We start from the raw sequence: 19,932 nt of genomic DNA on the forward strand, positions 1-19,932 counted from the left end.
AGATTTAGTTATGAATAAATATTTAGAGGAGGCGTAAATGATAGATTTAAGAAGTGATACTGTTACGAAACCGACAGAAAGAATGAGAATGGCAATGGAAAAAGCAATTGTTGGGGACGATGTTTATGGAGATGATCCTACGGTAAATGAATTAGAGCGTCTAGCTGCGAAAATTATCGGGAAAGAAGATTCTATTTTTGTACCAAGTGGAACATTCGGAAATCAATTGGCGGTACTGACTCATACAAAAAGAGGCGATGAAGTAATCTTAGGCAAAGGGAGTCATATATTTCAGCATGAGGTTGGGGCAGCAGCTGTTATAGCAGGGGTTCAGCTTAGGCTAGTTGATGATGAAAAGGGTTACATGTCGACCGAGGATGTGAAAGAAGCAATAAGAAAAGAAAATATTCATTATCCGGATACGGGATTGATATGCATAGAGAACGCTCATTCTAACGGTATGGCTATTTCCCCCGAAAAGTATGAAGGCATACGTAAATTGGCGAAACAAAATAAAATTCCAATACATATGGATGGGGCACGCGTTATGAATGCAGCCGTTTCTCTTGGAGTAAATGTAAAGGATATTACAAAATATGCAGACAGCGTGATGTTTTGCCTATCGAAAGGCCTGGGGGCTCCAATAGGTTCCATGCTGGCCGGCGACAAGGAATTTGTTAAAAGGGCGAGAAAATATAGAAAACTGATGGGTGGAGGTATGCGTCAGGTAGGTGTGATTGCGGCTCCAGGAATATTGGCATTGATTGAAATGGTTGATCGATTGCAGGAGGACCATGATAATGCGAAGGTTCTGGCATCAAAACTAGATGCTATTTTGGGCATTGAAGTGAAGCATGATAGAAATGATATTAATATGGTTTACTGCAAAATACCAAATGCTTTGATAAAAGAGGAAAAGCTTGTAAAGGAAATGAAAAAGAATGGAATCATAATAAATGGCGAGGAAAAAGGAGAATATAGATTTGTAACAAACAAGGATGTTAGCAGGGAAGATTTGGATGTTTTCATGAAGGTTATTGAAGAATTGACAAAGTAAATTATTGAGGTTAACCAGGTGTCAATTTATGGATTAATATGATATTATGTTGAGAGAGTTTTGAAATTGACACAGGAGGTGGCCATGCAACCTGCCATATATGAATTGAAAAAAGAAATTTTAGAGCTCGAGAGGGCTGGCTATATAAAGGATTTGGAGCAAATAAGAAAAGTGCTAAATCGAATCAGGTTTATTTGCGATGAGATTGAAGACGGGACTTCAGAAATACCGGAAGCCACAATTTCTTATAAGAGGATAAACAAGCTTCCGTTTATCTACAAGCCTGTATTGAGGAAAGACTATTTCAAAGGAGATTATCTTGAGAAATTTTCTTTGGAAAGAACAATGCAACTCAAGGAAGCGGATGCATTAATAACCCATAATAATTTTTGGAAAGAACATGAGGATGTAAAGGGAAATGTATTCGGTTCCCTGCCGGTTGATATGATGACTGCAAAATCTCTTTCTAAATTATTGCAAATGGGCTGGCGTGAAACGAATGTGAATGTAATTGATTTTAACAAGGAGAACGTTGAAGAAAAAACCATAATAAGATTTTGTGAAAAGACCTTTGAACAATTCATTCTCGTAAAGGAAAAAGCTACTGGGACTTATCTTGCTCTCGAATATGAGACATAAAAAACTCATCTATATAGATGAGTTTTTTATAGGAATTTATCCTTTGCTTTATACCAAAAATTATAGTTGTTCATGCGGAGCAGCTTGGTGCCGATTTCTGAATAACGGATAATTATGCTTTCAATTCCCTTATAATTATATTCCATACCGTCGGTAACTATTAAAATTGAATTTTCATATGTATATTCGGGTTCAAGACCGATTATTGTAGATTCGGGCAGAATAACGCTGGATGTGAAGGAACGGTATGCGGTTGTATTAATGGGAGAAATAGGGGTTATTTGAAGTATGTTTATATTTGGGTGAACGATGCTTCCGCCAAGTGAGTAGTTGTAGGCTGTACTTCCGGCGGTTGTGGAAACTAAGATACCGTCTCCGCTGAAGTTTTCTAGTACATCATTGTCTAAAGTTATGCGTAAGTGGATTGTCGCCGATTTGTCGCCCTTTATGACTATTTCATTAATCCCTATGACATGCATACAATCGGAATTTGTACAGATTTCTGCTTCGATATGTTTTATTTCGTTGACAATAAATTCGTTTTTTTCATATTTGCCTACGAATTCTTCGATGTTTTTAGGAAGCAATTCTTGAAAAAACCCCAAATGACCAGTATTTATGCCTATAACCGGCATCTGTGGGAAATCATATTTATGCATAGTTCTCAGAAAAGAACCATCTCCGCCTATTGTAATCAAAAGCACGGCTTCAGGATCGAAATCTGTTTTTACTTTAAAATTGTGGCGGAGAAGTGCTTGAACAAGATTTTTTTTGGCATCTAAGGACTGTTCATTTGTGTTGGCTATGATGCTTATGATTTTTTTCTTCATAGGATGAGCCCCTCTACCATTTGATTTTTAACTAACATTACTATATAACAAAAGAGATGATTTTGAAAGGCGGTAATATGAATGAAAAGAGACGCCGATTTAAAAGTAAAGGTTAATGATAAATATAAAAATGAAAAAATAATTGAGATATTGTATAAGGAATTCGGAATGTCTGGCAGATTTGTAAGAAAGCTGAAAAAAAGCAAAACAATCGAGATTAATGGAGAAAATAAATCAGTATATAACAGAGTTGAGTTGGGAGACGTTATTGATATATTCTTTCCTATTGAAGCATGTGAGGATATTCCAAACGAAGATATAAAAATTAAAGTTATATACGAAGATAAATGGCTTATGGCAGTTGAAAAGCCTGCCGGATTATTGGTTCATCCAATAAAAGAGGAGCAAACAGATACATTGTCAAATGGGATATCCGCATATATGAAAGAGAAAGGTGAAGATTATATTGTAAGGCATGTAAACCGATTGGATAGGGATACCTCTGGAGTGATTTTGATAGCAAAGAATTCATACATACATGACCAAATTGCTGTTCAAATGAGCAAAGGAGAAGTTAAAAAAAATTATCAGGCTATTGTTTTAGGGATTTTGGATGAAAAATCGAAATGCTTGGAGTATCCGATAGGAAAGCCTGATATAAAGAATATAAGAAGAGAGGTTATGGATCAGGGCAAGCCTTCAACTACAGTATATGAAGTCGTAGCGGAATCGGAAAATGCGAGTCTCTTGAACATAAGGCTAATAACGGGCAGGACACATCAGATTAGGGTTCATATGGCATACATAGGACATCCTGTACTGGGAGATGATTTGTACGGAGTATTTGATGAGTCAATCGGAAGGCAGGCTCTGCACGCAGGATCATATATTTTCAAGCATCCCATAACCAATGAAATTGTAAGTATAAAGTCGGATTTGCCCGAAGATATGCAAAAAATTATAAAACAAAAAAATTTGAATAATTGAAAGTATGAGATATAATAACTATAGAAAAGGAAATGCCTGAGATGTTAGTTATTTCTGATAAATTCAACCACTGGATTTAATACGGGAGCTTGAGTTTCGCTGTAGATGGCATGCCTGTTTATGGACGTCAAAAGCAGAGAGCAGAGCACCCACCTGGTTGTAACTGGGTATGAATTTAAAGAAGACGGCATCTTGGGTATAAAATATAGCTTCTGATTATTCAGGAGCTATATTTATATTAAATGTATTCATTATATGCAGCGAGGTATGTATGCTATGAGTGAAACGATTCTTATTCTTTTAAAAAGCATGACCGGTAAAGTGGGAATAATAATCACACTTGCGTTTTTGTTGTCTAAAATAGCCATATTCAAGCGTCTAGTGACTAAAAAGAATATAACCTTTGTCGACAAGATAATAATGTCGGTTCTATTTGGATTGTTTGGAATTATCGGTACATATGCCGGTGTTCCGGTGAATGGAGCAATTGCGAATTCAAGGATTATAGGAGTGTTTGTTGCCGGGTGGCTTGGAGGGCCTTTAGTTGGTTTTTTAAGTGCTCTTATTGCCGGATCTCATAGATGGATTATTGATATAGGAGGATTTACAGCAGTAGCTTGTGCCGTTTCTACAATTGCGGAGGGTTTGCTGGCTGGATATTGCAGTCGAATGTTCAAGAATATAAGAATGGACTGGCTTGGAGCTCTTGTAATGGGTGCCTTGGCAGAACTAATGCAGATGGCAATCATTTTGATAATTGCAAGGCCGTTTACCGATGCAATCGAATTGGTAAAGATAATTTGGCTGCCAATGGTATTTGTAAACTCAATAGGAATTTCTATATTTATTGCCATAACTCAGAGCATATTTAGTGAAAAAGAAAGAATAAAAGCGGAACAAGCACAGCTGACACTAAATATTGCAACTAAAACACTGCCCTATTTGAGGATGGGATTCAATAAGGAGACCTCAAAGGAAGCAGCCAGAATAATATATGAGATGACAAGTTTAGCTGCAGTTTCGATAACGGATGAGAATAAAATACTGGCATATGTGGGTACCGGAAGCGAAAATATTGTTCCAGGGGAAATGGATATATCAAGCATAACAAGGAATGTAATAGAAACCGGCGAATATAAAGTAACTAAAGAAGTTAAGGAAATTGAGAATAAAGCAAAAACCGATCTGAGCTCAGGCGTTATCGTACCGTTGAAAGAAAGAGATAAAGTTGTCGGAACATTGAAGGTTTTTAGAAATGGTAAACGGGGCATTACCGATCACGATGTGCAGCTTGTTCTTGGGCTTGCAAAATTGTTTTCGATGCAAATAGAGTTGGGAATGGTTGAGTATCAAAGGAAGCTTGTGGCTAAAGCGGAACTAAAGGCTTTGCAGGCTCAGATAAATCCGCACTTTCTGTTTAATGCTTTAAATACAATTGCTTCTTTTATAAGGACTAATCCGGATAGCGCAAGGAATCTTATATTCAATTTGTGCGATTATATAAGGCAAAACATGCAAATTTCTCAAGACGAAATACCACTTGCTAAAGAAATTGCGCATATAAAATCATACCTGGCAATTGAAAGGGCGCGTTTTGGAAATAAAATAGATGTGCTTTTTGATATTGACGATAAATTGGATTTCAAGGTGCCGCCACTTATACTTCAGCCCATAGTAGAGAATTCCATAAAACATGGGATGAAAGGAATGAATGATGGAATTAAGATAAGAATATCGATTGAAGCCATAAAAGACTACTATAATTTGGTTGTAGAGGATAATGGAATAGGAATAGACAAAAAAATAATTGAGTATATAAAAAAAGGTGAGAATGGACAGTCAATAGGACTGGTTAATGTTGATAAGCGTTTGAAGTGCAAGTACGGCTCAAACTACGGGCTTGATATTGTATCCAATAGGGAAAAAGGAACCATGATAAGCATTAAGATACCGATAGAAAAAGAATTGAGTAGGGGGAGAATTGCATGATAAGATGCGTTGTTGTAGATGACGAAATGCCCGCAATAAATGAAATCAAATATGTTTTAAATGAAATTGGTGGAGTAAAAATCGTTGCGGAAGCATATGATTATGAGACTGCAGCAAAGGTAATATGTGATACGAAACCTGATGCCGTATTTTTAGATATAAATCTAGGGAGTGGAGATGGTATAGAGCTTGCTGAAATGCTCAATAATGATAAGGATTGTCCGGCGATAGTTTTTGTGACTGCATATAACGATTATGCAATAAAAGCGTTTGAGGTAAATGCAATAGACTATATACTAAAACCTATTGACAGCAAAAGGCTTTCAAAAGCCTTAAATAAGATAAGAGAAAATATTGAAAACAAAGAACAATCGGGAACGGACCAGCGTTTGAAAATGTTCTTAGAGAACTACAATAGGAAAATAGAAAGAATTAGCGTGTATGCCGATGGAAAATACATTCCTTTGGAGCCTGAAGAAATTTATTATGTTACTACGGATGGAAAGAATACGATTATAAACACGGGAAAAGGTGAATATATCACAAGCATGACGCTTTCCGAGCTCGAGAATAAGTTTAGAGATTACAACCTCTTTAGGACACATAGAAGCTACCTTTTGAATTTGGACCATGTTAAAGAGGTATATAATTGGTTTAACGGTACATTGCAAGTTGTTTTAACAGGAAGCGATGAAAAAATTCCTGTCAGCAGGAACAAGGTATGCAGCTTCAAAGAAATAATGGGAATATAAAGAACTTAAAAAAAAAAAAATAAAGCCGCCTGCATGGCGGCTTTAAAATTAGTCTTCAAGGATGTTAAGTGGATTTATTTGCTTTCCGTTGTAGTGTATTTCGAAGTGAAGATGAGAACCGGTACTTAAGCCTGTACTTCCCATAAGAGCAATTTTGTTTCCCTTTTCAACTGCATCGCCTAAGTTTACGGATGCAGATTTCAAATGGGCATAAACGCTTTTATAGCCGTAGCCGTGAGAAATTATTATCATCCTTCCGTAACCGCCGTTGTAGCCCACATAGGTTACCACTCCGCTGCCTGCGGCAAATATTGGGGTACCTTGCTCATTGGCTATATCGATGCCCTTGTGATAATCCTTTTTACCGGTAGTTGGATGAATCCTAAAACCGAATGGTGATGTTATGCGGCCGGTTGCAGGAAATTGATCGGGTCTTGCATCGAGAAAGTCGAGACGTTCTTCCAAATCCTTTGAGAATTTGTCTATGATTTCTTTTTCGTTTTCTATTAGAGTTATAACTTCATTGCTGTCTTCAGGGACATAAATGCTGCTGTTGTCGGGGATGTTTACTGTTCTGTCAGCTGAGCGTGATAGTGGCGCTGACAATCCATCAGCAACTGAAGCCGTTTCTGATATGTTTAGGCCGACCATATCCCTTATTTTGTATTCAAGATCATTAAGTTCATTGAGCTTTTCTGAAACAATTACCGCATTGTTTGTAAGTTTGTCTATCTGTTCTTCATATGACTCGTTTAAAGCAATAATATTACCGGTTTTTTCACGGCTGGCAAACACTTCATTAGTGAGATTTTCATTGATATTGAAAAGAACTAATGAAGAAATTACTAAGAATAGAGTTGTAAAGGAAATTGCAATGGCTCCGGAATAAACTAAAAGTTTGCTAAAGCAAAGATTCTTTTGTTTTGAGGTTTCAGGTGATATGATAACGAAAGTGAATTTTTCTTTTTTCCATTTTAATATAAGACAAATAAGCCAAATAGCTGATTTGGAGGCAATATTGCATATGAATTCAATGAATTTGTAAAAAACAAAACATGTGGAAGTTAATAAGGATACAAGCATTTGGTCAATAATCATATTGATTTCATTTAAATAGCAAAATGTGTCGCGAAGAGAAGAAAGAATAAGAAGTGATACTTTCCATGATATTTTGATAGTATATGATAAAAAGACCATAAATTTGGATAGAAAATGAGATAAGGGATTAAAAATAGAATTAATTTTGTGTATAAAGTTCTTAATGTTTTGCATAATCTTCTCCTAAAAATATTATATGATGTAATTATAGCAGGAAAACGAGGAAAATGTAACAACTTTATAACAATTGATTTTAACGGAGGTTCTAATGAATAAACGAGATTATTTTCTTCCTATAAACAAGGATGATATGAATAAAAGAGGGTGGAATCAATGCGATTTCATTATGGTCACTGGCGATGCATATGTTGATCATCCGAGCTTTGGCACAGCTATACTTTCAAGAAGTCTTGAAAGATTGGGATACAGAGTAGGAATAATAGCTCAGCCGGATTGGAAAAATGCGGAGAGCATAAGCCTATTAGGAAGACCCAAATACGCTTTCTTGGTGACTTCAGGAAATATGGATTCAATGGTTAACCATTATACTGTTAACAAAAGAAAAAGAAGAAGCGATGCGTACACACCAGGTGGAGAATTCGGAAAACGACCCGATCGCGCGGTAATAGTGTATACAAACCTTATAAAATCACATTACAAGGATGTTCCTGTTGTTATAGGAGGAATAGAAGCAAGTTTGAGACGAATGGCTCATTACGACTATTGGGACGACAAAATAAGACGATCAATTCTGCTTGATTCAAAAGCTGATTTGCTTGTTTATGGAATGGGAGAAAAACCGCTTACTGAAATTGCGGAATACTTGTCAGCGGGTGTGTCAATAAAAGATATTAAACATATTAGAGGAACGGTGTATATACAAAATATAGATTTCGATGAAATAAAGGCAATCGAAATACCTTCATATGATGAAGAGGTGTCAGATAAAACCGCTCTTTCGCGAGCTTTTTCAATGCAAGCAAAAGGCGATAATCCTTTTAACGATATGACGATTATGCAGAAGCATGGGGACCGGTATTTGGTTCAGAATCCCCCACAATACCCATTGGAACAAGTATATCTAGATGACATATACGACCTGCCGTATGTACGGGAATCACACCCGGATTATGACAGTGCCGGAGGGATTCCGGCATTAAACGAAATGCGTTTTAGCATAACAGCGCAAAGAGGCTGTTTTGGAGACTGTTCGTTTTGCGCAATAAGCAGACATCAAGGGAAGCATATACAACCAAGAAGCGCTGCATCGGTTATTAAAGAAGCAAAGTGGATGATCGGGCAGAAAGACTTTAAGGGATATATTCAAGATGTAGGAGGACCGACCGCCAATTTTAGAAAAGAGGCTTGTAAAAAAGCGAAAGAACATGGCTATTGCGATGACAGAAGTTGCCTTGCCCCTTCGCCGTGTCCCAACCTTTCTCCTGACCATAGCGATTATGTGGAGCTTTTGAGGGAACTCCGAGAATTGAAGGGTGTAAAAAAAGTTTTCATTAAATCAGGAGTCAGATATGACTATCTAATGTTGGATCCGAAGAATGTGTTTTTTGAAGAGTTGTGCAAGAATCATATAAGCGGACAATTGAAGGTTGCACCGGAACATGTTTCGAGAAATGTCTTGAAATGCTTGAATAAACCTTCTTTTGATAATTATAAACAATTTAGAGATGCATATTTTAAATACAACAGTTTAATAGATACGGAACAATATCTGGTTCCGTATTTCATATCAAGCCACCCGGGAAGCAGACTTGAGGATGCAGTTATGCTAGCGGAATATTTGCGTGATATTGGTAGACACCCGGAACAGGTTCAGGATTTTTATCCCACGCCGGGAACATTGTCAACGGTCATGTATTATACGGGATTAGACCCTAGAACAATGAAACCTGTATATGTGCCAAAGGGACGGGAAAAGGAACTGCAAAGAGCACTCTTGCAGTATTGGAATCCAAAATACAAGTCACTGGTGTATGAGGCTTTAAAAAAGGCAAATAGACTGGATCTTGTAGGCTATGAAGAAAAGACATTGATTAGGCCATTAAAAACAGAAAAGACATTTGGAGGTAAAAATGATAGAAAAGAAAAGACTGGATCGAATAAACCAGCTCGCAAGAAAACAAAAAGATGAGGGCTTAACAAAGGAAGAAAAAGAGGAACAGAGGGTGCTTAGGGAAGAATACTTGAAATCTTTCAGAAAACAATTTAGGAAACAGCTTGATTCCATAAAAATAGTTGATGAAAAGGAAGATAAGAATGGCCAAAACTAAAAAAGACAGGGGGCAATGCAGATGAAAAAAATCGATCATAGAAAGAGCAAAAGTGCGTGGAGCAGTTTAGAAATTGAAGATAAAAATGAAATGGAAAAGCTGATAGATGAATACAAAAGATTTATTTCAATAGGCAAGACGGAGAGGGAAACGGCTGACTATATTGAATCGGAAGCAAAAAGAGAAGGCTTCATAGATTTGTACGATGTGGACGAGAAAGACTTCAATCCTAATGGAAAATATTATGCTAAACACCGCGGTAAATCCATGGTAATGATTAACCTGGGTAAATGTGATTTAACCGATGGCGTAAACATTATAGGCGGTCATATAGATTCACCAAGGCTTGACCTGAAGCAAAATCCTATCTACGAAGATGGGGACATGGCTTTGCTAAAGACTCATTACTACGGAGGCATAAAAAAGTATCAATGGACATCACTGCCACTGGCCCTTCACGGGGTTGCATATAACTCCGATGGCAACAAAATTTCAATAAGCATAGGAGAAAAGCCTGAAGATCCCGTATTTACGATAAGCGATTTGCTGCCGCATCTTGCAAAGGATCAGAATGCAAAAAAAATGAGCGAAGCGGTAACCGGAGAGAGTTTGAATGTTATCATTGGGAACATGCCTTGCGAGGACGAGGAAGAAAAGAAACCGGTCAAGGCATATATCCTTAAAATGATTGAGGAAATGTACGGCATATCTGAAGAGGACTTTAAAGTAGCGGAATTGGAAGTTGTGCCTGCGGGCAAAGCAAGAGATTCCGGATTTGACCGCTCAATGGTGCTTGGATATGGGCAAGACGACCGCTCATGCTCCTTTGCCGCAATGAAAGCCATTTTTTCATCCGAAACTTATGAAAGAAGTGCGGTAGCTATTTTCAGTGATAAAGAGGAAATAGGAAGTGTTGGAAACACAGGAATGCTCTCAAGTTTCTTTGAAAACTTCATGGCTGAAATAATATATAGGACTAAAGGCCAATACAATGAACTGATGCTTAGAAGATTGCTGTCAAAGAGCTATGTTCTTTCTGCAGATGTCGTGAATGGTTTTGACCCTGATTACTCCGATGTTTCCGATAAAATTAATTCGGCATACATTGGTAGAGGGGTTTCTGTTTCAAAATACGGCGGATCCAGAGGAAAATCAAACGCAAACGATTCAAATGCAGAATATATGTCGAAAATAAGAATGCTCTTTGACAAAGAAAATATTGTTTGGCAAACTGCCGAAGTTGGGAAAGTAGACCAAGGCGGAGGTGGAACCATCGCTTATATTCTTGCAAATAAAGGGGCCGAAGTGGTTGACATCGGACTGCCGGTAATCAGCATGCATGCTCCCTTTGAGTTGATAAGCAAGGTGGATTTATATATGGCTTACAGGGCTTATGATATCTTTTTTAAAGAAATGTCTTGATTTTTTCTCTTGTTTTGTTATAATTCAATAGTTGTGACAAAAAAGGCGTATGCATTTGCATATGCCTTCTATTTTTTTGAAAAGGGGATTAATCATGAAAGTTTTAAATAAGAAAGCAATGAATAAGTTCTATTTGTTGCTTATACCAATTCTGGTAATTGGATTTGCATTGGTTGCATATGCCGAAACTGAGAATGAATACGAAGTAAATGATAAAGATGTTCCGTTTACGGTATTATCCGGGGAATTCAATGAGGCGTATGATAATGAATTGCTCAATAAAGTTGAAACTGCGCAAAACTTCGAAACATATGAGAATTTATTGTTGATGGAAAATGCTACAAGAATAATGGAAGTGACCTCACTGCCTGAAGAAGCGGCATTGTCGCTTGTTAAATATTCAGATGAGCTTGAAATAAGAATCTCACTCTTGCTTGCGCTTATGGAACTGGAAAGCGATTTTAACAAGTATGAGGTAGGCACACATGAAGACAGAGGGTATATGCAAATTATACCTGGAACGGAAAAATGGCTGGCTGAAGAATATGGGGATACGATAGGTGTGGAATATGATCCTGAACGCATTTTCGAGGAGGATTACAACATAGGGCTATCAGCAGTCTATATAAACATGCTTCATAACGCTTATGGTGATAATTACAATAGAATCTTATCAGAATACAATCGCGGACCCTATAATCTGAAAGCGTACTATGAAAAAAATGGAACCTACAGCACCAGCTATTCGAGAAAGGTGCTTTCGCTTGAAAAGAAATATAAGCCCTTGAACTCATAAGAAACACCTTTGATCCGCCTTAACTTTAGGCGGGTTTTTTATGTGTGCCCGGCATGGGCACACATAAAAAAGACTCAAGTCGATTTCTCAACTTGAGTCTTTCTAGTGGTGCCGAAGGCGGGAGTCGAACCCGCACGAAGTTACCCTCACAGGATTTTGAGTCCAGCGCGTCTGCCAGTTCCACCACTTCGGCTCGGTGACAAAATTTATAATATCATAAACCTATTATGATTTCAACAACAAATGTAAAAAAACTGCTAATTATAGGTTTTGATTATACTTAATCATAAAAGACAATGTCGGAATTTGTTGTAATTATTCCCCCCCAGGTGTATAATGGTTTCAATTAATGTTTTAAATATAGTTTCAATAGGGAGTGTTTTATTTGGATCCTTTAACTCACGGTGTTATTGGTTTGGCAATATCGACTTTTAGTGGAACACCGGTTGGTGTTATGAATCCTATAACTTTGGGATGTTCCATAGGGGCAATGGCTCCTGATATAGATGTGGTAATGAAGTTCATTTGGGATGATAAGGTTTATCTTAAGCACCATAGGGGATTTTCACACACAATGCCTGCATTGCTAGGCTTATCCGGCATAATTACAGGAGCTTTGCATATGATGTTCCCAGGCAGTGCGGTAATGGACATCTTTCTTTGGACCATGATAGGGGCGCTTTCGCATACAATGTTTGATATATTGAACTCGTATGGCGCAAGGCTGATTCCGTTCGTAAAGAGGAAGTTCAAGTTGAATCTGTTAATGTTGTATGATCCGGTAGTGACGCTTCTAGCGTTGGTATTGATATTCAAAGCACAGAAGAGTTTAATGGTTTACGGAACTTCGGTTTCGATATTTATTGTCTACCTTTTTGCAAGATTGCTGATGAGAAAAAGAGCTGAGAAGGCTATAATTAAAAACTTTGCTCATGGATATAAAATAATCAGTATAGATGTTTTGCCGGCTTTAATGGCTTTTCACAAATGGAACTTCGTGCTTAGCACAAACAGCCACAACATAGCAGGCCAGATAAACATATTGAACAAGAGTATAGAAATAAGGAAAAAGCTTAGATGTCAAGACAAGGATTTGGTCAAGCTTTTCAAGGGATCGAATGCGGGGCAGTATTTCACAAGTCTTTCTCCAAATTATCATGTGGCCCAAAAAAGCTTTGAAGGCGGGATAATTCTTGAAGGCATTGATTTGAGATATTTCATGAGAGACGACTTCATGCATCATGCGACTGTAATAATCGATGAAAACAAGAACATATTAGAATCATTTATTCAGCCATATAAATATGATAAAAGAATACCAGTTGCAGAACATTTTTAAAACCGGGAAATCCCGGTTTTTTTTTGCAGGAAATACGAAAGAATTATGGAACTTATTTAAAGTAAAGAGAGTCTAATATCTATAAATCCTGGGAAAGGAGTGAAAAAAATGGATTTTACAGAAAAAATACTGGTTGAAAAGTCTCAAAAGGGCGATATGGAAAGCTTTGAAAAACTGATTAAGGAATACCAGAAGGGCGCATACAACATAGCGTATAGGATGCTTGGAAATACAGAAGATGCGAAAGATGCTTCTCAGGAATCTATTATTAAAATTTATAAATCGATAGACGGATTCAAGATGAAATCAAGCTTCAAGACATGGTTTTATAGGATTGTAACAAATACATGTTTGGATTATAGAAGAAAAAGAAGCCGCAACAATGTGCTTTACATAGACAATTCACTGAATACGGAAGAAGGCAGTTACACCAGAGAAATTGAAGATCCATCAGACGGTCCGGCAGAAATACTATTAAAGAATGAAAATATGGAAGCATTGCAGAGATGTATTTGCGGCATGCCTGAAAAATATAGAATGGCGATAATACTAAGAGATATCAGGGGTTTTAGTTACTCGGAAATGGGTGAAATAATGGAACTGCCTGAGGGTACGGTTAAATCGAGAATCAGCCGAGCAAGGATTATGCTTAAAAAAATTATTAATGACAATGCGGAACAAAATGATATAAAAACTGTCTAATTATTGGAAAGGAGGGATAAAAATGAACTGTGAATTCGACAAGACCAAAATTAATGCATATATAGACGGAGAATTAAGCGTTGAAGAAATAGGCGCTGCGGAAGAACATATTAAATCATGTCCGGAGTGCAAAGTCTTATATGAAGAGTTGAAAAATGTCAGAGAAAGGCTATCCAATGCAGAAGAGTTGGAACTTCCTGATGGTTATGAAGAAGAAATGCATCAGAAACTTTTGGGACTACATGACTTGAATAGAGTAAAGGGTAAATCAACCGGCAAGGGTAAAAAGAATTATAATTGGAAACGATGGACGGCTTTCGCGGCAATTTTCTTGGTGGGGTTTGTTTCATACAATGTATGGAAGCCTTCGGGATTTCAAATGAAATCGGCTCAAAATGATATGGCTGTTGCAGTGGAATCTGCGGAAGCGCCGCGAGCCATGAATTCGGATTCTGGAATGAGCCAGGATAAGGAAATGTCCGTCACTATGAGAGAAGAAGATGGAACCGGGTCTCCCGGCGATATGCTCAACATTGATGGCCGAAAGATCATCAGAAACGGATATGTGAATCTCGAGGTTGACAGTTTTGAACAGATATATGACGAGATAATAGCATTGACAGAAACATCCGGCGGTTTCATACAAGACTCAAATACAGGAAAACAATATTACGGCGGACCGGGAAATGAAACAACTTTGCTTAGAGGAAGTTTAAATATCAGGATTCCCGAAAAATCCTTCCTGACAGTTTACAACCAGATAAAAGAACTTGGAGAAGTAAATGATTCGAGCATTAGTGGAAGCGATATAACCTTCCAATACAACGATATTTCAAGTCAAATAGCAAATCTCGAAGTACAGGAAGCACGATTGAGAGACATAATGGAAAAAGCCGAGAATGTGGAAGAGCTTCTTCAGGTTGAGCGGGAACTAAACAGAGTTCGTACTGAAATTGACCGCATGACTGGAATGATTAAGAACTGGGACAATCTTGTAAGCTATTCTACAATAAATGTTTCTTTGACCGAAATTGCGCCTAACTCGACAGAAATAGAAGGATTCGAAAATGATTTCTGGGAAAAGGCGAAACGCGAATTTGTAAAATCGGTGAACCAAGTTATAATATTGTCGCAAAATCTATTTGTTTGGATTATATCAATCATTCCGTTCATATTTATCCTTGGATTGTTGGCGATTATAGTGGCATTTATTGTTAAAAAGAAACGAAAAAGAAAAATCTAACGATAAAAACAAGTTTAAAGCTTTCCTGCTGTTGATGCTGGAAAGCTTTTTCTTTTACTGAAACGCTTTTATTGGTAGAATGGATGTATCAAGAAAGGATGAGACCATGAATAAAATAGTAATAATAGATGGACACAGTTTGATATACAGAGCATTCTACGCTTTGCCTGAGCTGATGACAGCGGAGGGGCTTCATACCAATGCAATTTACGGATTTTTGAATATGCTTAACAGAGTAATTGAGGAAGAGTCTCCGGAATACATAAGCGTGGCTTTCGATATGAAGGCTGCAACATTTCGTAAAGAAGCTTATGAGGGTTATAAGGCAAACAGAAAGAAGATGCCGGTTGAATTGAGAGAACAGATTCCGGCAATTAAAGAAATTCTTGATGCTTATCGCATACATAGAATGGAGTTTGAAGGTTATGAAGGCGATGATCTAATAGGAACCCTTGCGAAAGAATGTGGAAGCCAGGGATTGAAGGTCGTGATTGTTACAGGAGACAAGGACGCATTGCAGTTGGTTGATGAAAACATAAGCGTTATGCTTACTAAAAAAGGAATTAGTAATACTAAGATGTATGATAGCGAGGCTGTATTTGATGAATTTGGAGTTGCTCCCAAACAAATCGCAGACTATAAGGGTCTTGTTGGAGATAAATCAGACAATATTCCGGGGGTAAAAGGCATCGGCAAGAAGACTGCGGAAAGCCTGCTCCAAAGATTCAATACAGTGGAAGAACTTTATGAAAGAATAGATGAATTAGAGAAACAGAACTTGAGGGATAAATTGGAAGCTGAATCCGAAGAGGCTTTTTTGAGCAAACGATTGGCTACAATAGCATTGAATGTTCCTATCGATTTTAGTATAGAAGAGCTTGCGCTTCTAGAACCGGATTGCGAAAGACTTAGAGAATACTTTGTAAAGTATGAATTTAAAAGCCTTTTGCTCAAAACTGCAAAATCGAGCAAAAATCCCGATGAAGTTGAAGATATTGAAACTGAAAAAGTTAAAACGGAGGAAGAAATATCTGCATTGCACAAGACAGCGGCAAAAATTGGGAATATAGGATGCATGGCGTTTAAAAACAATGAAGTTGAAGATAAGGCTAATGCATCATATGTAATGTTTTGCGGCGAAAAAGCTTATTTGATAGATGGAATACTTTCAACATCAAATGCTGTGAGAAAATTGCTTTCCGATGAAAACATTGAAAAATCAGGATATAACATTAAGGAATCATGTTTATTGGCAAAAAAAGATGGTATTGAAATGAAAAACATAGGATTTGATATTAAAATTGCCGAGCATATGCTTCATCCGTCAGGCGCGGATTATTCTCTTGAAAACATTGTTATGAGTAGGACTGGAAATGGATTGGGGCTATCAACTTCTAAGGAAACGAACAATTTGGAATATGGGGGAAGGGCTCTTAGGGCGATTGAAAATCTTCGTGAAAGCATGCTTATGGAGCTTGAGGAAAATGGATTGCTTCATGTGTTTAAAGAAGTCGAGATGCCGCTTATTGAAGTATTGGCAGAAATGGAGAGAAACGGATTCTATATAGATACTGTTAGGCTCAATGAACTTGATGTTGAATTTACAGAAAAACTACTTAGTATAGAACAATCGATTTATGAGCATGCTGGCGAAGAATTCAATATTAATTCTACAAAGCAAACCGGCTATATTCTGTTTGAAAAGTTGGGTTTGCCTGCTCGGAAAAAGACAAAAACAGGGTATTCGACAAATCAAAAGGTTCTTGAGAAGATAAAAAACAAACATCCTATAGTTGAGGAAATAATGGAATACAGGCAATACATGAAGCTTAAATCAACATATGTTGACGGACTTGGCAAGTTGATCAATGAAGAAACAAAACGATTGTACCCCAGTTTTAATCAGGCAGCTACGGTTACGGGCAGGCTGAGTACTTCAGAGCCAAATCTACAGAATATTCCTGTAAGGCTTGAAATGGGTAGAAAGCTAAGACAGATTTTTATCGCAGAAGGCGAAAGGAAGCTTGTTGACGCTGACTATTCACAAATAGAACTCAGAGTTCTGGCGCATCTTTCGAAGGATAAAGGGCTTATAGAGGCTTTTAACAATGGAATTGATATTCATACACTCACAGCTTCACAGGTTTTCGATGTTCCTGTTGAAGAAGTGACATCAGAGCAAAGGGGAAGAGCCAAAGGTGTAAATTTCGGTATAATTTATGGAATAAGTGATTTCGGCCTTTCCGACAACATCGGTATAAGCATAAAAGAGGCTGCCTCTTATATAGATCAGTATTTCAAGAAGTATCCAGACGTTAAAAACTTTATGGACAACCAAATCGATGAAGCGAAAAAACTTGGATATGTAAGAACGATGTTCAATAGAAAGCGTTTTATTCCTGAGCTTAAGTCAAATAACCGCAATCTTAGGGCTTTTGGTGAAAGAACTGCTATGAATACTCCTATTCAGGGAAGCGCGGCAGACATAATAAAGATTGCAATGATAAAGATTTATAGGGAATTAAAGGATAGAGAATTGAAATCAAAGTTGGTGCTTCAGATACACGATGAACTCATAATAGAGACTGAGGCTTCTGAAATAGAAGAGATAAAAGAACTTATGAGAAGAAACATGGAGTGTGCGGTTGAAATGGAAGTGCCTTTGACTGTTGATATGAAAGTCGGTGAAAGCTGGTATGAAACAAAATAAGAATGAGAAAAAGAGTATCATAATAGGACTTACCGGAGGAATAGGATCAGGAAAAACAACTGTGACTGAATTATTATTAGAAAAGGGATTTCCTGTTATAGATGCCGATAAAATAAGCAGAGAGATTATGGATGAACCGAAAACCGGCTGCGAAGTAGTTGATTGCTTTGGAGAGAACATAGTGGATCCCGATGGCAAAATAGACAGAAGAAAATTGAGAAAGATTGTCTTTGAAGATGAATCCCTTTTGAAAGAACTAAATAAGATTTTTCACGAAAAAATAAGGAATCGAATAAATATAGACATATCAAGTCTAAAAAAAGACGGCAAAAGTGTAATATTTTTGGATGCCCCGTTGCTCATTGAGAATAAACTTGATAAAATGGTTGATGAGGTTTGGATAGTGTTTTGCAGCATTGAGTCGCAGATTGAAAGAGTCATGAAAAGGGATAATTCAAGTCGGAAGGAAATTGAGCAAATCATCAAGAGGCAGATGCCGCTTGATGAAAAGTTGGAATGCGCGAACCTTGTTTTCAAAAACGATGGTTCCGTATTGGAATTAAAGGAAAAATTAGAATCGGCTTTACAGAGCTTGAATGAAAGAGTCTGAAAAATAAGCATGAAAGGATAATTTCAATGAAGGAATTGAAAACGTTAAAGGATGTAGAAGAATTTGAATCAGGAGATCCAAAAAGATTATCTTCTGCAAGTCATGAGGAAATACTCAATGGAGCGACAACGGACATATACTTCATAAGAACCATGGATATACTTAAAAGCATGGGAATTGAAGATAAGTATGTGGTTGCCGAGATATTTGCGAGAAAAGATGGCGTCTTTGCCGGAATTGAAGACGTAAAGACTCTTCTGAAAGGGAGAAATATCGAGTTGTGGGGTATAGAAGAAGGAGATTTCTTCAAGACTAAAGAACCTTTAGTGGTTATAAAGGGTCCGTATTCTGAATTCGGAGCCTACGAGACGGTAATACTTGGAATGCTGGCAAGTGCATCTGGATGGGCTACGGCTTCAAGAGAGATTAAAGAGGCGTGTGGAGATAAGACTTTTCTATGCTTTGGGGCAAGGCATTTGCATCCTGCAGTGGCTCCATGCATGGAAAGAGCGGCCATAATAGGCGGAGCAAGCGGAGCAAGCTGTATACTGGCTGCGAAAGAAATGAACATTGAACCGAGTGGAACGCTTCCTCATGCTGCAATGCTTATTGCTGGAGATACTGAAATAATAGCAAAACATTATGATGAACTAATGCCGCTTGAGCATAAAAGAATCGTCTTGGTGGACACATTCAAGGACGAGGTGGAGGAAAGCATTAGAATTGCAAAATTGCTCGGGGATAGACTATATGGTGTAAGAGTAGATACCCCTAGCGAAAGAGGCGGAGTTACATCTGGACTTATTCGTGAACTTAGAGCAAAACTGGATCAAGAGGGGTTTGAAAAGGTAAAGATTTTCGTTTCCGGTGGACTTAAACCGGAAAAAATAAGAGAACTTTCGATTGCAGGAGCAGATTCTTTTGGCGTAGGAAGCTACATTTCATCGGCCTCCCCTATTGATATGACTATGGATTTGAAAGAAGTGGACGGAAAGCTTATTGCAAAGAGAGGGAGAATTCCGGGAATCAATGAAAATAATCGCTTGAAAAAGATAGAGATATGATTTATAATAAGTTTTGTTGATTGCGGATGTGGTGGAACGGCAGACACGCTGTCTTGAGGGGGCAGTGCTCAACTGAGTATGCGGGTTCAAATCCCGCCATCCGCACCATATATAAATTAAATCCAACTACGGTTGGATTTTTTATTAATCGCAAAATTCAGAAAATATTGAAATCTTTAACTATTTAGTATATAATGAGACCATATAAAACATTTGGGGAGGGATATATGTGAACTTGGACTTAGACTTCGAGAATCAGATAAAAAGCGTTGAGGTTTTATATGAAAGACTGAGTGATCGTGAAAGGCAATACTTGAAGGAAGCGCTTCAAATAATACTAACAAAATTCGATGAAAGAACCTAAGAGTGTGGCAATGCCCTACTCTTTTTATTTTGTATGTCAATG

At 37.6% G+C, this 19,932-nt stretch carries 17 protein-coding genes, 2 tRNA genes and 1 other RNA gene; 17 read left to right on the forward strand and 3 right to left on the reverse strand.

Annotated elements, in window-relative coordinates:
• Nucleotides 1–37: 37 nt before the first annotated feature.
• Together ltaE and JJE29_00110 are read left to right on the forward strand one after the other, a co-directional pair.
• Nucleotides 38–1,057 (forward strand): low-specificity L-threonine aldolase, encoded by a 1,020-nt coding sequence (gene ltaE / locus JJE29_00105; GenBank protein MBK5251040.1) that lies wholly within the window; start codon nucleotides 38–40, stop codon nucleotides 1,055–1,057.
• A gap of 84 nt (nucleotides 1,058–1,141) precedes the next feature.
• On the forward strand, nucleotides 1,142–1,696 hold the full coding sequence (locus JJE29_00110; GenBank protein ID MBK5251041.1) for a hypothetical protein: 555 nt from the start codon (nucleotides 1,142–1,144) through the stop codon (nucleotides 1,694–1,696).
• Between the two features lie 26 nt (nucleotides 1,697–1,722).
• On the opposite strand, the gene JJE29_00115 is transcribed toward JJE29_00110, so the two are convergent.
• The gene (locus JJE29_00115; GenBank protein MBK5251042.1) at nucleotides 1,723–2,526 is read right to left on the reverse strand and encodes an NAD(+)/NADH kinase; all 804 of its coding nucleotides are present in this window, start codon (nucleotides 2,524–2,526) and stop codon (nucleotides 1,723–1,725) included.
• Between the two features lie 81 nt (nucleotides 2,527–2,607).
• On the opposite strand from JJE29_00115, the gene JJE29_00120 reads away from it, so the two are divergent.
• The 4 genes from JJE29_00120 to JJE29_00135 all read left to right on the forward strand — a co-directional run bounded on the left by JJE29_00120 (nucleotide 2,608) and on the right by JJE29_00135 (nucleotide 6,254).
• Complete coding sequence (locus JJE29_00120; protein ID MBK5251043.1) at nucleotides 2,608–3,513, forward strand: RluA family pseudouridine synthase; 906 nt, start codon at nucleotides 2,608–2,610, stop codon at nucleotides 3,511–3,513.
• 30 nt (nucleotides 3,514–3,543) lie between these two features.
• Nucleotides 3,544–3,716: non-coding RNA, 6S RNA (gene ssrS, locus JJE29_00125), on the forward strand.
• A 73-nt stretch (nucleotides 3,717–3,789) separates the two neighbouring features.
• A complete protein-coding gene (locus JJE29_00130; protein ID MBK5251044.1) occupies nucleotides 3,790–5,502 on the forward strand; it encodes a sensor histidine kinase in 1,713 nt (570 codons plus the stop codon).
• Nucleotides 5,499–6,254, forward strand: a complete 756-nt coding sequence (locus JJE29_00135; GenBank protein MBK5251045.1) for a response regulator transcription factor — start codon at nucleotides 5,499–5,501, stop codon at nucleotides 6,252–6,254. The genes JJE29_00130 and JJE29_00135 overlap by 4 nt, the downstream gene beginning before the upstream one ends.
• A 48-nt stretch (nucleotides 6,255–6,302) precedes the next feature.
• Here the strand turns inward: JJE29_00135 and JJE29_00140 are convergent, their stop codons facing one another.
• Entirely contained in the window at nucleotides 6,303–7,049 is a 747-nt protein-coding gene (locus JJE29_00140) for a peptidoglycan DD-metalloendopeptidase family protein (protein MBK5251046.1), read from the reverse strand.
• Nucleotides 7,050–7,620: 571 nt separating this feature from the next.
• Here JJE29_00140 and JJE29_00145 point away from each other — a divergent pair.
• The 4 genes from JJE29_00145 to JJE29_00160 all read left to right on the forward strand — a co-directional run bounded on the left by JJE29_00145 (nucleotide 7,621) and on the right by JJE29_00160 (nucleotide 11,858).
• Nucleotides 7,621–9,501, forward strand: coding sequence for a YgiQ family radical SAM protein (locus JJE29_00145; GenBank protein ID MBK5251047.1), 1,881 nt, complete (start codon nucleotides 7,621–7,623; stop codon nucleotides 9,499–9,501).
• The gene (locus JJE29_00150; protein ID MBK5251048.1) at nucleotides 9,443–9,640 is read left to right on the forward strand and encodes a DUF896 domain-containing protein; all 198 of its coding nucleotides are present in this window, start codon (nucleotides 9,443–9,445) and stop codon (nucleotides 9,638–9,640) included. Before JJE29_00145 ends, JJE29_00150 begins: the two co-directional genes overlap by 59 nt.
• Nucleotides 9,641–9,655: 15 nt before the next feature.
• Nucleotides 9,656–11,062, forward strand: coding sequence for an aminopeptidase (locus JJE29_00155; protein MBK5251049.1), 1,407 nt, complete (start codon nucleotides 9,656–9,658; stop codon nucleotides 11,060–11,062).
• A gap of 94 nt (nucleotides 11,063–11,156) precedes the next feature.
• Nucleotides 11,157–11,858, forward strand: coding sequence for a transglycosylase SLT domain-containing protein (locus tag JJE29_00160; protein MBK5251050.1), 702 nt, complete (start codon nucleotides 11,157–11,159; stop codon nucleotides 11,856–11,858).
• A 106-nt stretch (nucleotides 11,859–11,964) separates the two neighbouring features.
• Here the strand turns inward: JJE29_00160 and JJE29_00165 are convergent.
• Nucleotides 11,965–12,051: transfer RNA gene (locus tag JJE29_00165), tRNA-Leu, on the reverse strand.
• A gap of 192 nt (nucleotides 12,052–12,243) precedes the next feature.
• Between JJE29_00165 and JJE29_00170 the strand changes: the two genes are divergently transcribed.
• The 7 genes from JJE29_00170 (at nucleotide 12,244) to JJE29_00200 (ending at nucleotide 19,634) form a co-directional block, all read left to right on the forward strand.
• Nucleotides 12,244–13,197 (forward strand): metal-dependent hydrolase, encoded by a 954-nt coding sequence (locus JJE29_00170; protein ID MBK5251051.1) that lies wholly within the window; start codon nucleotides 12,244–12,246, stop codon nucleotides 13,195–13,197.
• Nucleotides 13,198–13,305: 108 nt separating this feature from the next.
• Nucleotides 13,306–13,899, forward strand: coding sequence for an RNA polymerase sigma factor (locus JJE29_00175; GenBank protein MBK5251052.1), 594 nt, complete (start codon nucleotides 13,306–13,308; stop codon nucleotides 13,897–13,899).
• A gap of 22 nt (nucleotides 13,900–13,921) precedes the next feature.
• Nucleotides 13,922–15,142, forward strand: a complete 1,221-nt coding sequence (locus JJE29_00180) for a DUF4349 domain-containing protein (protein MBK5251053.1) — start codon at nucleotides 13,922–13,924, stop codon at nucleotides 15,140–15,142.
• A gap of 106 nt (nucleotides 15,143–15,248) precedes the next feature.
• Nucleotides 15,249–17,852 carry a DNA polymerase I gene (gene polA, locus JJE29_00185; GenBank protein ID MBK5251054.1) on the forward strand — a complete coding sequence of 868 codons (2,604 nt, stop codon included), beginning with the start codon at nucleotides 15,249–15,251 and terminating at the stop codon, nucleotides 17,850–17,852.
• A complete protein-coding gene (locus JJE29_00190; protein MBK5251055.1) occupies nucleotides 17,839–18,462 on the forward strand; it encodes a dephospho-CoA kinase in 624 nt (207 codons plus the stop codon). Before polA ends, JJE29_00190 begins: the two co-directional genes overlap by 14 nt.
• Before the next feature lie 26 nt (nucleotides 18,463–18,488).
• The gene (locus JJE29_00195; protein MBK5251056.1) at nucleotides 18,489–19,526 is read left to right on the forward strand and encodes a nicotinate phosphoribosyltransferase; all 1,038 of its coding nucleotides are present in this window, start codon (nucleotides 18,489–18,491) and stop codon (nucleotides 19,524–19,526) included.
• A 22-nt stretch (nucleotides 19,527–19,548) separates the two neighbouring features.
• Nucleotides 19,549–19,634: transfer RNA gene (locus tag JJE29_00200), tRNA-Leu, on the forward strand.
• The last annotated feature ends 298 nt before the right edge of the window (nucleotides 19,635–19,932 follow it).

This window comes from Peptostreptococcaceae bacterium, assembly GCA_016649995.1.
Classification (GTDB): Bacteria; Bacillota; Clostridia; order Peptostreptococcales; family BM714; genus BM714.